Origin of the sequence: Microtetraspora malaysiensis, assembly GCF_050947145.1 — a bacterium.
GTDB lineage: Bacteria > Actinomycetota > Actinomycetes > Streptosporangiales > Streptosporangiaceae > Microtetraspora_A > Microtetraspora_A malaysiensis.
In genome coordinates, this window is record NZ_CP191998.1 from 7,693,551 (window position 1) to 7,706,829 (window position 13,279).

Below are 13,279 nucleotides of genomic sequence, written 5' to 3' on the forward strand. Positions count from 1 at the left end.
ATGGCCGAGCCGTCCACTTCGCCCTGCTATGGGAGCCGTCACCTTTGCGACCAATTCATCCTCAAAGCGCAACCACGACCATCCGATCGTCTCGTCCTGGCCCACCCCGGCCCGCCAACCACCGGCTCAACTCGGCAGAGGGACCGTCTGGTGAGGCGGCTGAGCCGCCTCACCAGGCCGTCTGGACCAGGGTGAACACGCCCGCGGCGACCAGGGCGACGGCCCACATCCGGTCCAGGTTGAACCAGGCCCGGCGCAGAACCGTGAGCCCGGCGAACTCGTACACCGCGAGCGCGACCACTCCCGCGGTGACGAACATGGCGAGCGTGTGTATCCCGGCCACGAACAGGCCGCCGGACATCGCGTGGCCGTGGTGACCGGCCGGGATGCGGGTCAGCACGGGCAGCAGCATGAGGCCGGCGCCGTGCGCGGACGACATGAGGAACGACCAGGCGGCGAGCTGGCCGAGCGACAACCGCATGCCGACCCAGCGGAAGTGCCGCGTGGACAGCAGCCGCCACAGGCCGAAGGCGACGAGCACCACGCCCGCGCCGATCGAGAGCGCGGTGCCCGTCACCAGGGACCCGGTGGCGCCGACGACCAGCGCCACCAGGGCCACCGAGGCGAGATGGCCGAGCGCGATCACCGGGAGGGACTGCAGGAGCCGGTCACGGCTGCGCTCCTGCAGTCCCCTCGCCACGGCGAACAGCCAGCCCATCGCGGGATTGATCCCGTGGAAGGCGCCCAGCAGGATGACCGCGGTCAGCGTCATGGGTAGCAGTACGAGTCCGAGGAGGCGTCGCCGCCCTGCAGCCGGGTCTGGTGCGGCCGCAGCCCCCGGAAGTCGTCGCCGTGCGGGAAGAACCGCTCGTCGAACGTGAACGTCTCCGTGTCGACCTTGGCCATCCACGCCCCGACCCCGTCGGGGTAGAACTGGTCGTCCCAGGATCCGTAGAGCGAGTTGGTGACGTAGACACGCCGGCCGTCGCGGCTGACCTCGATCATCTGCGGCCCGCCCGCGAGCCGCTCGTACGGCGCCGCCGGGTGGGGAGCGCGCCCGACGATGCCGCCGATGCGCACGGACCCGGTCTCGACCGGCGCGAAGGGGTCGGAGACGTCGTAGCGCTTCAGCTCGCCCGTCCCCCAGCAGGACACGTAGAGGTGGCGGTCGTCCACGGACAGGTCGATGTCGGTGACCAGCGGCGGCACCGCGCCGAACGGCTTGAGTATGTCGGGCAGTTCCTCGGGCGCGGCGGGTTCGGCCGGGATGTGGATGACCTTCCTCGCCTCCCAACGGGAGCCCTCGCGGTGCCAGACCCAGATCGACGCGGACAGATCCTCCACGTTGGTGACCACCCCGGCGAAGCCGTACGTCTTGGTCGGGTCGTGGGCGGGGCGCAGTTCGAGGACCATCTGGTGCTGGTCGCCGAGGTCGATCTCCTGGACGTGCCTGCGCTTGCGCAGGTCCCAGAAGTGCAGGCGGTGGCCGTACTTGCGGCCGAGCAGCAGCTCTCCGACCAGGCCGTCCTCGACCATGGACGGGGTGCCCCATTCGGAGCTCACCAGCACGTCGTGGTTGATGTGCCACCAGAAGTCGTAGGCGAGGTGCTGCGACCCGCGGTCGGCCTCCCACCGGCCGACCACCTCGAACGAGGTGTGGTCGAGCAGCGCGATGCCGCCGGGCCCGTCCTCGCCGAACCCGCCGAGCGCCGAGACGTACAGGCCCTCGGGGCCGCAGTGCACGGTGTGCGGGCGGGAGTATCCGGCGCGCTTGCCCAGTTCCTCAGGCTCGATGACCTTGACCAGCTCGGGGCTGACCCGGCCCTTGGTGTCGTAGACGTAGATCCGGGAGGAGCGCAGCCCGGGCACGATCAGGTAGCGCCGCTCGACGTGCGGGTGCGGCGCGTTGGGGCACAGGGCGCTGCTGCAGGCGTTCCACCCGAAGTGGTGGAGCTCGTCCCCCGTGTACGGAAGGTCCGTCCAGCCGACCACGGTGCCGTACGCCGGGGATTCGGGGTCGGTGTCGAGGACGGCCAGCGCGTCCGGCCGCTCCGCGGACCGGTCGAAGGCGGCGACGTAGGCGAGCTTCTCCCGGGGAGCGGCGACGGCGTCCCGGGGCGAGGGGTAGAACGTGGGATCAGGCGTCCAAAGGCTCATGCCCACCAGGTTCTTCCTACTTTTCCCACCGGGTCAATAGGTAATCTTCCTTACCGCTTCCGGTGACCCCAGGGTTCTTCGCCAGGGGTGCGGGAATCCCGCCGACAGGTAGCGTGATATGTCATCTTTTGCGAGTGAACATGCCGGCGCGGGTCACGCGGCCGACAGGTCCGTCACCGCGAACTCAAAGGAAGCCCGCCCCATGTTCTTCGGCATCACCGACATCTGGACGTACGCCATCGGCGCGTTCCTGATCATCCTGCTGCCCGGCCCCAACTCGGTTTACGTGCTCTCCACGGCCGCCCAGCGCGGGGTACGACAGGGCTACCGAGCGGCCTCCGGAGTCTTCATCGGCGACACGGTCCTGATGGTGCTGTCCGCCGCCGGCGTGGCGTCGCTGCTCAAGTCGAACCCCACGCTGTTCAACGTCGTCAAGTACGCCGGGGCGGGCTATCTGGCGTGGATCGGGTTCGGCATGCTGCGCGCCGCCTGGTCGGCGTGGCGCTCTCGCGGCGCGACCGAGACGGCCGCCGAGCCCGTCGCCGCCGGCGGCATGGCGACCGAGTCTGTCGCCGCCGAAGGCGTGGCGATCGAGACGGAGCCCGCCGGCAAGTCCGCCGCCGACCCGTTCCGCAGGGCGTTGGTGATCAGCCTGCTGAACCCGAAGGCGATCCTGTTCTTCGTCTCGTTCTTCATCCAGTTCGTGGACCCGTCGTACGGCGCACCGGCCGTCTCGTTCCTCATCCTGGGGACGATCGTGCAGATTTTCAGCGCGTTCTACCTGTCGATGCTGATCTTCAGCGGCACGTTCCTGTCCGCCCAGTTCCGGCGGCGGCGCAGGCTCTCGGCCGGGCTGACCTCCGGCGTCGGCGTGCTCTTCCTGGGTTTCGGGGCCAAGCTGGCGACCTCCAGCCTCGGCTGAGGTCGGCAAAGCGCGGGTCTGCCGGAATAGCGAGCCGTTTACCGCCGTTTAATCGGACATACCACGGCATATCTCCATAAAAACCCGCTCAAAGCTGGCTGTCGTCCCGTGACCGACCACCTCGGGCCGACGGCGCCAGGCCGCCTGGGGCGACGCGCAGCACGCCTCGCCCGGGTGATCGCGAGATCGCCGGGGCGCGCCGTCACCCCAGGGAGAGTCATGGACCACCAGCCCTTCACGCCGCCGCACCTGCCGTCTCTGCTGAAACAGGCGGTGCCGATGCTGATTGAAGGGGTGTTCGCCCCCCTCGCCGTCTTCTACGCCACCCTCACTCTGATCGGGCTCAACGGCGCCCTCGTCGCGGCCTTGGCCTGGGTCTACCTGGGCATGCTCTGGCGCGTCGTCCGGCGCACCCGCGTTCCCGGCACGATGGTGCTGACCGCGGTCGCGCTCACGAGCCAGGCCGCGCTCGGTTTCTGGACCGGCAGCGCCGTCGTCTACCTGATCCAGCCCGAGGTCGGCACGATCTGTCTCGGCCTGGTCCTCCTCGCGTCCCTGCGGCTGCGCCGGCCGCTGCTGGCCAAGCTCGCGCAGGACTTCGTCCACCTGCCGGCGTTCGTGTTGAAGCACGAACGGGTCCGGCAATTCTTCGTCCGGGTCACGCTTCTCTGGGCGTTCGTGCTGATCGCGAACTCGGCGGGGAACATCTGGCTGCTCCTCAACGGGTCGATCGGCAGCTTCATGCTGCTGCGCACGGTGGCCATGGCCGCCGCCATGGGGCTGGCGATCGCCGTGTCCGTCTGGGGCTTCCGGCGCGTGCTGCACCGGCTCAACCTCGACGCCGCCACCGCATAGCCGTTCCGCCGCATAGCCGTTCACGACCGCGTCAGCGGAAGAGCAGGATCCGGATCGCCAGCGGGATCGGCGTGCCCCCGCCCACCACTTCGAGGACCCGGTGCCGGGTCTCCGGCGTGTCGATGAGCCCCGCGACGACGGCGGCGACGTCGTCCCTGGGCACCGGGTCGTGCTGCGCCAGCGGCACGTCCGCGAGGGTCACCAGGCCGGTCCCCCTGTCGTCGGTGAGCCGGCCGGGACGAAGGATGGTCCAGTTGAGGTTCGGCCGGGCGCGCAAGTCTTCCTCGGCCGCGGTCTTCGCGTTGATGTAGGCCACCCACGCCTCGTCGCTCCCCGGCGCGGGCGGCGCGCCCGCCCCAATCGTCGAGATCTGGATGAACCGCCGGACCCCGGCACGTTCGGCCGCGTCCGCGAGCAGGACCGACCCGCGGTGGTCCACCGTCTCCTTGCGCGCCGCGCCGCTGCCCGGCCCGGCGCCCGCGGCGAAGATCACCGCCCCGGCCCCGATCAGGATCTCGGCCAGCTGCTCCGGCCGGGCCTGTTCGAGGTCGCACAGCACGGGCTCGGCGCCGGCCGCCCGGACGTCGTCCACATGATCGGGGTCGCGTACCAGCCCCACCGGCTCGTCGCCGCGCGCGGCGAGCAGCCGTTCCAGCCGGAGTGCGATCTTGCCGTGGCCTCCCGCGATCACTACGCGCATCTGGCTCACCTCCCGCCGACGATCCTCGCACGGCACTGCGGACCGGGGCGGTACGGCGCGGCGGGCGCTCCCGTCCCGCCGGCCGGTCAACTCCGCGTCACTCCACGGGGTGACCGAAGCGGAAGACGCCCCGCGGGTCGTAGGCGCGGCGAATCTCCGCCAGCCGCCGCACGGTCTCCGGCTGCCACGCGACCCTGAGCTGCTCGCGCAGCGCGTCGCCGGTCAGGCCCAGCAGGTTGACCTGGGCGGGCCGGGGACCGGCCACCGCCATCAGGGTGTCGCCCGCCTTGGCCCCCTCCGGGGAGGCGACGGTGTGGGTGGACAGGCTGTAGGCCGCGTCGCGCCAGCCGACCGCGTTGCCCGCGTCGCGGGCCATCGCCCCGCCGAGATGGCGGATCTCGACGACCACCAGTGACTCGCCGGCGGCGCCGAGCACCGCGTCCGTGTCCACGTCGTCGAGCAGGATGCCCCGCCCCCACGAGGGCACCGGCCCCTCGGGGTCGTTGTAGACCAGGTGCGTGTCCCGGTACGGCATGTCGCCGAGCGCGTCGGCCAGCACCGGAGCCGCGGCGCGCATGGGAGCCACCACCCGGTCGCCGTCGGCGCCGGTGTGCACGACCCGGAGCGCGACCAGGGGCGGCGCGCCACCCGGCGGGCGAAGCAGCGCCACGGACGTCGTGGTCTCCTCGGTCAGGCCGCGCGTCCAGTCGGCGTACGCGCGGAAGACCTGGCGCGCCGCGTCTCCGGGGTAGATCAGGCTTCCGGCGAAGACGTGGGCGTGCGGCAGGAGGTCGAACGTCATCGACGTGATCACGCCCAGGGTGACCTTGCCGCCTCTTAGCGCCCAGAACAGGTCAGGCTCCTGGTCGGCGCTCACCTGCCGGAGCCGCCCGTCGGCGGTCACGATCTCCAGGGCGCGTACGCGATCCGCGGCGTAGCCGTACGTGCGGGACATGAGGCCGATGCCGCCGCCGACGGTGTATCCGACCACGCCGACCCCGGGGGACGACCCGGAGAGCGGCGCCAGGCCGTACTCGGAGGCCAGGCCGACCACGTCCGCCCAGCGGGCTCCGGCCTGGACCCGCGCGGTGCGCGCGGCGGCGTCGATCGTGACGCGGTTCATCCGCCGCGTCGTGATGAGGAGGCCGCCCTCGGCGGGCAGGCCGGGCGCGTGCCCCATGCCCATGACCGCGACGGGCCGGCCCGCCTCGGCGGCGCGGCGTACGGCGGCGATCACGTCCTCGGCCGACTCCGCGGGCACCACCGCGTCGGGGCGGTGCGCGATCGCGAGGTTGAACCCGCTTGTCTCCTGGTCGTATCCGGCGTCTCCCGGCTGCAGAATTCTCATGGGGACGAGCGTGGACGGGCGCGGTTGGGCGCGACTGAAGGACTCGGACTAGCGGGACGCAAGTCAGTGCCCGTTCAATTGCCGATATGTCACTCTCCTTCCGCTTGCTGGGCAATCTGGAGGTCTGGAACACCGAGCGGCGGCTGGACATCACCGCCCGGATGCGCCGCGCTCTGCTGGCCCTGCTCCTCGTCGACGTGGGCCGGGTCGTGCCCGCCGACGCCCTGGTCGAGCGGCTCTGGGGAGGCCGGCCTCCGTCCACGCCGTTCGGAACACTCCAGGCGTACGTCGCGCAGCTCCGGCAGACGCTGGAGCCCGAGCGCAGGCCGCGCCACCGCCCGGCGGTCCTGCTGACACGGGGCACCGGATACCTCCTCGACGTCGCCCCCGAGCACATCGACGCCTTCGCCTTCGAGGACCTGGTGGCCCGGGGCGACCTGGAGGCGGCCTTCGCGCTGTGGCGGGGAGAGCCGCTCGCCGAGTTCGCCGATGCCGCGTGGGCCGTGCCGTACCGGACCAGGCTCATGGAGATCTACGAGGCCGCGGCGGAGGATCGGGTCGAGGCGTGGCTGGCGGGCGGCCGAGCCGAGAGCGCCGTGGCCGAACTGGAGAGCATGATCGCGCGGCAACCGCTGCGCGAGCGCCGCTGGGCGCAGCTCGTACGGGCGCTGTACGCGAACGGGCGGCAGGCCGACGCCCTGGCCGCTTATCACCGGTGCCGGACCCTGCTCGCGGACGAACTCGGCATCGATCCCGGGCCGGAGCTGCGCCGCCTGGAGACCGCGATCCTCGCCCAGGACCCGTCGCTGCCGGTCGGCGGCCGGTGGAAGAGCGCTCCGGCGGCGCCCGCCACCGCCGCGAGCACACCGGACGAGCCGGTCGGCCGGGAGCGTGAGCTGGCCGTGCTGCGGGACCGGGTGGAGGGGCTGCGGATCGCCGGGGGCTGCCTGCTGCTGGCCGGCGAGCCGGGCATCGGGAAGACCACGCTGGCGGAGTCGGCCCGCCGATTCGCCGCCGCGTCGGGGGTCCCGGCCACTTGGGTGCGCTGTGTGGACGCCACCAGCGCTCCCGCCTACTGGCCGTGGGCGCAGGTCCTCCGCGACCTCGGCGGCCCGGCGGCGAACGCGGCCCTTGGTGTGGTGACCGGCGAGCGCCCGCTCCCCCAGGGGGATCGGTTCCAGGTCTACGAGGCGGTCCTGGCCGCCCTCGCCGCCGGGCCCGAGCGCCGGCTGGTGGTGTTCGAGGACGCGCACGGCGCGGATGCGTCGTCATTGGAGCTGCTCCGGCTGATCGCGGGTGACCTCGCCCGGCTGCCCTTCCTGTTCGTGGTGACCTCCAGGGACGGCACCGTCCTCGCCGCTCCGGCGGTCGAGCGCTTGGCCGTGGGAGCGCTGCCCGAGGAGGCGTGCGCGCGCTATGTCGAGCGGGCGCTCCCGGGAGAACCGGAGCTGGCGGGTGAGCTGGCCGGGCGCAGCGGCGGCAACCCGTTCTTCCTCGGTGAGCTGGTGTCGCTGGTGCGCGGCGGCGGCACCGTGGGCGGCGTGCCGGAGGGCGTGCGCGACGTGATCGCGCAGCGGGTCTCCGCCCTGCCGGAGCGTACCCGCGAGGCGCTCACGCTCGCTGCCGTCGCGGGCGAGGCGCTCGACCCGGCGGTGCTCGCCCAGGCCGCCCGGATGACCGGTGAAGAGCTGCTCGTGGCGCTCGATCCCGCACTGGGCGCGGGGCTCCTGGTGGAGGACGCCGACTCGTGGGGCTACCGCTTCCGCCACGGGCTGATCAGGGACGCCCTGTACGACTCGCTCGGCAGGGTGAGGCGCGGCGGGCTGCACGCCCGCATCGCTGACGCGCTGGAGGCCACCGGCGCCGGCGCTACCGCGCTGGCGCTGCACTATCTCGCCGCGGGACCGCTCGGCGACCCGGAGAAGTCAGTGCGATACGCCAGGGCCGCCGCCGCGCTCGCCGTACGACAGACGGCCTGGTCGGAGGCGGTCGCCCACCTGCGCGACGCGGCGGCCGTCCTGATCGGGAGCGCCGAGCTGCCGATGCGCTGTGACGTGCTCGTGGACCTGGGGCGGGCGCTGCGCGACGCGGGCGAGCACGCGAAGGCGCACGAGGCCATCGAAGAGGCCGTGGCGCTGGCCACCGCCCTCGACGACCCGACGCGGGTGATCGTGGCGGCGACGGCCTTCATCGGGGTCACCACGTGGGGCAGCCGCGAGTACGGCGAGCACGAACCCGCCGTGGTCGGGTTCCTGGAGAGCCAACTGGAAGCGGCGGCGGGGGATGACGCGGCCAGGGTGCGGATCCTCGCGACGCTCGGCCTGGAGCTGCGCTACAGCGACCGGGTCGCCGACTGCGCGGCCTACGCCGAGCAGGCGCTCGACCTGGCCCGGCGGCTCGACGATCCGGACCTGCTCGCGCTGGCGTTCAACGCCTTTCTGCACGCGTGCCATGGGCCGTCCCATTTCGCCAGGACGCCCCCGGTGACGATCGAGGCGATCGACCTGGCCGCCCGGCGCGGCGCCCGCCGGGACGAGTTCGCGTTCCGGGTGCAACGCGTCTTCGAGGTGACGAGAGCGGGGGACCTCACGGCGTTGGACGTGCAGCTGGCCCGCTGCCGGGATCTCGCCGCCGAGCTGCGCTCTCCCGAGCTGACCGGGCAGCTCCGGCTGGCGGAGGCGACGGCCGCCCTCCTCTCCGGTCGCTGCGACGACTCCGAGAGGCTGAGGGATGAGGGCCTGCGGCTGATCGGACTGACCGGCGCGCCAGGTCTCACCTGGGCGCGGCTGGCCACGGACATCGCCCTGGCGCGGGCGCGGGGCGCCCTCGCGGCGATGTCCGGCTCCCTGCTGGGCATGGCCGAGAACGTGCCATGGAGCTTCTCGATCAGCCGGCCGGCGGCGGTTCTCGCGCTCGCCGAGTCGGGCCGGGAGGACGAGGCGCGCGGCCTGGCTGCCCGCTGGTTCGCGCCACCCCCGGAAGACTGGACGTGGATGTTCCCCATGGGGCTGTGGTCGACGGTGTCGGCCCTGATCGGCGTCCCCGACCCCGCCTTCCTCTACGCGAGGCTGCTCCCGCACGCGGGCGAGCTCGCCATCGCCGGAGTAGGCCTCGACTGCGGCGGTTCTGTGGACAGCCTGCTCGCCGGTCTCGCCGCCGCCATGGGCGACAAGGAGACGGCCCGCGACCACGCCCGGCGCGCCGTCGAGACCGAGGATCGACTCGGCCTGGTCGCGTGGTCGCCGCGCAGCCGCTCCTTTCTGCACTGAACCTGCCTCCGACGCACTTTGGGAACGCTCCCACCTCCCCGTCAGAGGCACGACAGCGCTGTGAGAGGGTCGTTCCCCGCAGACGGAGGAGATCGCGGGCCAGCGGCGGTCCCTCCCGGACCGAGAGGAGCCCGATGGGTACCGCACTCGTCACCGGAGCGTCCCGGGGGCTCGGCGCCGCCATCGCCGAGCGGCTCGCCGCCGACGGCTGGGACGTCGCCGTGAACTATGCCCACGACACCGCCGGGGCGACCCGCGTCGTCGAGCGGATCCACGCCGGCGGCGGCTCCGCCCGGCTCGCCCGCTTCGACGTGACCGACGAGGAGTCCGTACGGCGGGGCGTCGCCGAAATCGGCCAGGTGGACGTCCTGGTGAACAACGCGACCGGCCCGCAACCCCTGCTGCCGGTCGAGAAGCAAACCTGGGACGACCACCTGGACCAGCTTCGGTTCTTCGTGAAGGCGCCGCTGCTCATCCTGCAGGCCGTACTGCCCGCGATGCGGGAGGCGGGCGCGGGCCGGATCGTCAACATCGGCAGCGAGGTCGCCGACCTCGGCAACCCGGAGTTCGGGCACTACGTGTCGGCGAAGGCCGCGATGCACGGCCTCACCCGCTCCTGGGCACGCGAGCTCGGCCCCTACGGGATCACGGTGAACACCGTGGAGCCGGGGTGGATCCCGGTGGAGCGGCACGCCGGCCTGTCCACGGCGGACTTCGACGCCTACCTGGACGGAGTGGCCGCGGGCCACATGGGGGCGCCGGCCGACGTCGCCGAGGCCGTGGCCTTCCTCGCCTCCCCCCGCGCCCGTTTCGTCACCGGGCAGCGCCTCGCGGTCAACGGCGGCAAGACAATGACCTGAGGCGTCCCTGAGACCGGGACCGGCGAATCCCCGCCCGTTTCAGGGTGATCCCCGATGGCCGCGACCGCCGGCGTGCAGCAGGCTCAGTTGTGATCCCCCATACCCGCTCCGGCGGCGGCGTGGGGGCGAGCAGCACGCCGGTGAGGAGTTGTGGAACGGTGAGCGGAACGGGTGGGCGGGTCGCGGTCGCGGGTCCGATCCTCGCTCTCAGCGTCATGATCTGGCTGCACGTCGCCTACCCCGGCGCCGTGGACCCGCTGGTCGCCCCGGTCGCCGGCTACGCCTGGGTGGAGGGGGCCGGTCCCCTGCTCGCGCTGGGCGTCCTCTCGCTGACGGCGGGCATCGCCGGACTCGTCAGCGCGCTGGCCAGGGTCGAGCCGGCACGGAGCGCGGCGGCGCGGGTGCTGCTCACGGGCGTCGCGGTGGCGCTGACGCTGGCCGCCCTGTGGCCGGTCGACGCCTCCGAGATCCACCGCTGGTCCATCGCTCTCGTCTTCACCGGCCTGCCGTGCGCGGCCTGGATCCTGGCCAGGCAGACCAGGGCGCTGCCGGGCTGGCGGACGGCCGGCCGGGTGCTCAACGCGGTCAGCCTGGGCTCCGTGCTCGCCCTGGCCGCGTACCTGCTGGGCCGTCCGGGCTCCCCCGTCGCCGAAACGATCGGCGGCGCGGCGTTCTACGGCCTCGCCGAGCGAGCCCTGGTGATCTCCGACGTCGTGCTCGTGCTCGCCATGGCGGCGGCGGCCACGCGCGGTCGTCCGGCCCGCGCCGTACCGTCCACCCCCTCTGGGTCGCTCGCCAGGGGAAACATCCGCTAGTGTCCCGGCATGTCCGAGGCGTACTTCCCCCGTGTCCAGACCGTCACGGGCGCCCTGCCCGTCTCCCTGATCGAAGGACCCGTCCTTCCGGGTGAGCACCTGCGCACCGACACGCGCTGGGGAACGAGCGGCGACTCCGACCCGTACCGCTGGCTGGACGAGGAGACGCACGTCACCTCCGAGCTGGCCGAGCTGGGCCGGGAGCGGGGGCTCGCCCTGGTCGTCGAGCACAGTTGCCTCGGCATGGGGCGTGACGTGACGGCGCTGGCGCGGATCGCCACGGCGGCCAGGGTCGCGGTCGTCGCCGCGACCGGGTTCGCCCCGGAGCCGTTCAGCGGCGACCTGGTTCGCCGGTACGGCGTGGACGACCTCACCGCCGACCTGCTCAAGGAGATCGGGACCGGCCTCGACGGCACCGCCGCCCGGCCCGGCGTCATCGTGGCCGCGACATGGGGCGAGCAGCCCACCGCGGCCGAGGCGCGCGCCCTCACCGCCGCCGCGCGGGCCTCGGCCCGCACCGACCTCCCGGTGGCCGCCGACGGCCTCGACGTCCTGGAGGCCCTGCTGGCCGAGGGTGTCCCGCCCACCCGGCTGAGCGCCCGCTCGACCGACCCGCTCGTCCAGCGCAAGATCGCCGAGGTGGGCGCGTACGTCGGGGTGACCGAGGCCGAGCACGCGCTCGCGCTGGTCGAGGCGGGCCACGCGGCACACGTCCTGCTGAGCAGCGGCGTGTCCCGGCAGGGGCACCTGCGGGACTACGGCGGGCACGGGTACGGCCGGCTGTTCGACGAGGTCGTCCCCGCGATGCGCGCCGCCGGGACCGACGACAGCACGCTGGAGCTCATCACCTGCCGCAACACGCTGCGCTGGCTCACCGGTCTCGACCGCTGACACGGCGTCCTACGCCCCTGGAGGGAGCGCAGGACGCCGCCGCGTGCCGTCAGGAGTCGAAGCCGAGCCCCATCGCGTCGAGGGTGCGCAGCCACAGGTTGCGCCGCCCCTCGTGGGCGTCGGCCCGCGCGATCGACCAGCGGGTGAGCTGGATGACCCCCGACCGCGCCGGCTCAGGCGGGAACGGCACCGGCTTGGTCCGCACCATGCGCAGCCGGGTCCGCTCGGTGCTCTCACCGCCGAGCAGGTCCAGCATGACGTTGGCCCCGAACCTGGTGGCCCCCACCCCCAGCCCCGTGTATCCCACCGCGTACGCCAGCCGGGACCGGTAGGCGGTGCCGTAGAAGGCGGCGAACCGGCTGCAGGTGTCGATCACACCGCCCCACCTGTGGGTGAAGCGGACGCCGTCGAGCTGCGGGAACGTGGTGAAGAAGTTCCGCGCCAGCTTCTCGAAGGTCGCGTCCCGCTGGTCGTACCCGTCCTTGATCAGGCCGCCGTTGTGATAGACGGCGTCGTAGCCGCCCCACAGGATCCGGTTGTCGTCGGTCAGCCGGTAGTAGTGGAACTGGTTGGCCGAGTCGCCGATGCCCTGCCGGTTGCGCCAGCCGATCTCGGCCAGCTTGTGGTCCGGCAGCGGCTCCGTCATCAGGACGTAGTCGTACACCGGGACCAGGAAATGCCGCAGGCGGCGCAGCAGCGGCGGGAAGACGCCCGTGCCCAGAGCCACCCGGCGGGCCCGGACGGTCCCGTGCGGGGTGACGATGTCCAGCCGCTCCCCGGCGTCGGAGACGGACCTGGCCGGGGTGTGTTCGAAGACGCGCACTCCCATCCGGAGGCAGGCGTCCCGCAGGCCCCACGCGAGCCGCGCCGGGTCCACCATCGCGACGGCGTCCCGCTCCCACAGCGCGCCGAGGTAGGTGGGTGAGTTCACCTCCGCGCGCACCTGGTCGCGGTCCAGATAGACGGGCTCGGAACCGAGGTCGCGGGCGGCGCGCTCGGCCTCGCGCAGCCCTTCGAGCTGCCACTCCTCGGTGGCGACGTTCATCTCCCCGGTCCGCTCGAACGAGCAGCGGATGCCGTACCGCTCGACGGTCGCCTCGATCTCGTCGAGGTTCTCCTGCCCGAGGCGCTCCAGGGTGGGAAGCTCGTCGGGCCAGCGGGCCAGGCCGTTGGTCAGGCCGTGGGTGAGGCTGGCGGCGCAGAAGCCCCCGTTGCGTCCGGAGGCGGCCCAGCCGATGCTCTTGCCCTCCAGCAGGACCACGTCCCGCGAGGGGTCTCTCTCCTTGGCCATCAGCGCGGTCCACAGACCGGAGAATCCACCTCCGATGACGGCCAGGTCGGCGGTGGTGTCGTTCGTGAGCCGCGGTGACGGCTCCGGTGCCCCTGGCCGGTCCAGCCAGTACGGCGTGCGCTCCGCGTCAGCAAGCGCCTTCAGCGGATCCACAGATTTCACTTCCCTACG

Annotated in this window: 11 protein-coding genes; 6 read left to right on the forward strand and 5 right to left on the reverse strand. The window is 72.7% G+C overall.

The genetic code is table 11. The annotated features are described in order from the left end of the window. Positions 1 to 169 precede the first annotated feature (169 nt). Positions 170 to 772: a hypothetical protein gene (locus ACQP1V_RS35930; RefSeq protein ID WP_433414923.1), complete on the reverse strand. Its 603-nt coding sequence runs from the start codon at positions 770 to 772 to the stop codon at positions 170 to 172. Then, positions 769 to 2,157, reverse strand: a complete 1,389-nt coding sequence (locus ACQP1V_RS35935) for a selenium-binding protein SBP56-related protein (RefSeq protein ID WP_433414925.1) — start codon at positions 2,155 to 2,157, stop codon at positions 769 to 771. The genes ACQP1V_RS35930 and ACQP1V_RS35935 overlap by 4 nt, the downstream gene beginning before the upstream one ends. A 202-nt stretch (positions 2,158 to 2,359) precedes the next feature. Between ACQP1V_RS35935 and leuE the strand changes: the two genes are divergently transcribed. Both leuE and ACQP1V_RS35945 read left to right on the forward strand, forming a co-directional pair. Continuing rightward, positions 2,360 to 3,079: a leucine efflux protein LeuE gene (gene leuE, locus ACQP1V_RS35940; protein ID WP_433414927.1), complete on the forward strand. Its 720-nt coding sequence runs from the start codon at positions 2,360 to 2,362 to the stop codon at positions 3,077 to 3,079. 219 nt (positions 3,080 to 3,298) lie between these two features. After that, positions 3,299 to 3,934 (forward strand): VC0807 family protein, encoded by a 636-nt coding sequence (locus ACQP1V_RS35945; RefSeq protein WP_387411408.1) that lies wholly within the window; start codon positions 3,299 to 3,301, stop codon positions 3,932 to 3,934. Positions 3,935 to 3,965: 31 nt separating this feature from the next. On the opposite strand, the gene ACQP1V_RS35950 is transcribed toward ACQP1V_RS35945, so the two are convergent. Continuing rightward, entirely contained in the window at positions 3,966 to 4,634 is a 669-nt protein-coding gene (locus tag ACQP1V_RS35950; RefSeq protein ID WP_433414929.1) for an SDR family oxidoreductase, read from the reverse strand. 97 nt (positions 4,635 to 4,731) lie between these two features. Next, complete coding sequence (locus tag ACQP1V_RS35955; protein ID WP_387411412.1) at positions 4,732 to 5,982, reverse strand: FAD-binding oxidoreductase; 1,251 nt, start codon at positions 5,980 to 5,982, stop codon at positions 4,732 to 4,734. 86 nt (positions 5,983 to 6,068) lie between these two features. On the opposite strand from ACQP1V_RS35955, the gene ACQP1V_RS35960 reads away from it, so the two are divergent. From ACQP1V_RS35960 to ACQP1V_RS35975, 4 genes are all read left to right on the forward strand, one after another. Beyond that, positions 6,069 to 9,251: a BTAD domain-containing putative transcriptional regulator gene (locus ACQP1V_RS35960; protein WP_433414931.1), complete on the forward strand. Its 3,183-nt coding sequence runs from the start codon at positions 6,069 to 6,071 to the stop codon at positions 9,249 to 9,251. 134 nt (positions 9,252 to 9,385) lie between these two features. After that, entirely contained in the window at positions 9,386 to 10,111 is a 726-nt protein-coding gene (locus ACQP1V_RS35965; RefSeq protein ID WP_387411415.1) for an SDR family oxidoreductase, read from the forward strand. Positions 10,112 to 10,269: 158 nt separating this feature from the next. Next, positions 10,270 to 10,926 carry a DUF998 domain-containing protein gene (locus tag ACQP1V_RS35970; protein ID WP_433414933.1) on the forward strand — a complete coding sequence of 219 codons (657 nt, stop codon included), beginning with the start codon at positions 10,270 to 10,272 and terminating at the stop codon, positions 10,924 to 10,926. A 9-nt stretch (positions 10,927 to 10,935) separates the two neighbouring features. Then, positions 10,936 to 11,817 carry an aryldialkylphosphatase gene (locus ACQP1V_RS35975; RefSeq protein WP_433414935.1) on the forward strand — a complete coding sequence of 294 codons (882 nt, stop codon included), beginning with the start codon at positions 10,936 to 10,938 and terminating at the stop codon, positions 11,815 to 11,817. Positions 11,818 to 11,866: 49 nt separating this feature from the next. Here ACQP1V_RS35975 and ACQP1V_RS35980 read toward each other — a convergent pair whose 3' ends face one another. Then, positions 11,867 to 13,261, reverse strand: coding sequence for an NAD(P)/FAD-dependent oxidoreductase (locus tag ACQP1V_RS35980; RefSeq protein WP_433414937.1), 1,395 nt, complete (start codon positions 13,259 to 13,261; stop codon positions 11,867 to 11,869). Between the last annotated feature and the right edge of the window lie 18 nt (positions 13,262 to 13,279).

Coding starts and splice junctions, on each gene's coding strand:
- ACQP1V_RS35960 (WP_433414931.1), top strand. CDS start 6,069: ATGTCACTCTCCTTCCGCTTGCTGGGCAATCTGGAGGTCTGGAACACC.
- ACQP1V_RS35975 (WP_433414935.1), top strand. CDS start 10,936: ATGTCCGAGGCGTACTTCCCCCGTGTCCAGACCGTCACGGGCGCCCTG.
- ACQP1V_RS35965 (WP_387411415.1), top strand. CDS start 9,386: ATGGGTACCGCACTCGTCACCGGAGCGTCCCGGGGGCTCGGCGCCGCC.
- ACQP1V_RS35935 (WP_433414925.1), bottom strand. CDS start 2,157: ATGAGCCTTTGGACGCCTGATCCCACGTTCTACCCCTCGCCCCGGGAC.
- ACQP1V_RS35955 (WP_387411412.1), bottom strand. CDS start 5,982: ATGAGAATTCTGCAGCCGGGAGACGCCGGATACGACCAGGAGACAAGC.
- ACQP1V_RS35950 (WP_433414929.1), bottom strand. CDS start 4,634: ATGCGCGTAGTGATCGCGGGAGGCCACGGCAAGATCGCACTCCGGCTG.
- ACQP1V_RS35930 (WP_433414923.1), bottom strand. CDS start 772: ATGACGCTGACCGCGGTCATCCTGCTGGGCGCCTTCCACGGGATCAAT.
- leuE (WP_433414927.1), top strand. CDS start 2,360: ATGTTCTTCGGCATCACCGACATCTGGACGTACGCCATCGGCGCGTTC.
- ACQP1V_RS35945 (WP_387411408.1), top strand. CDS start 3,299: ATGGACCACCAGCCCTTCACGCCGCCGCACCTGCCGTCTCTGCTGAAA.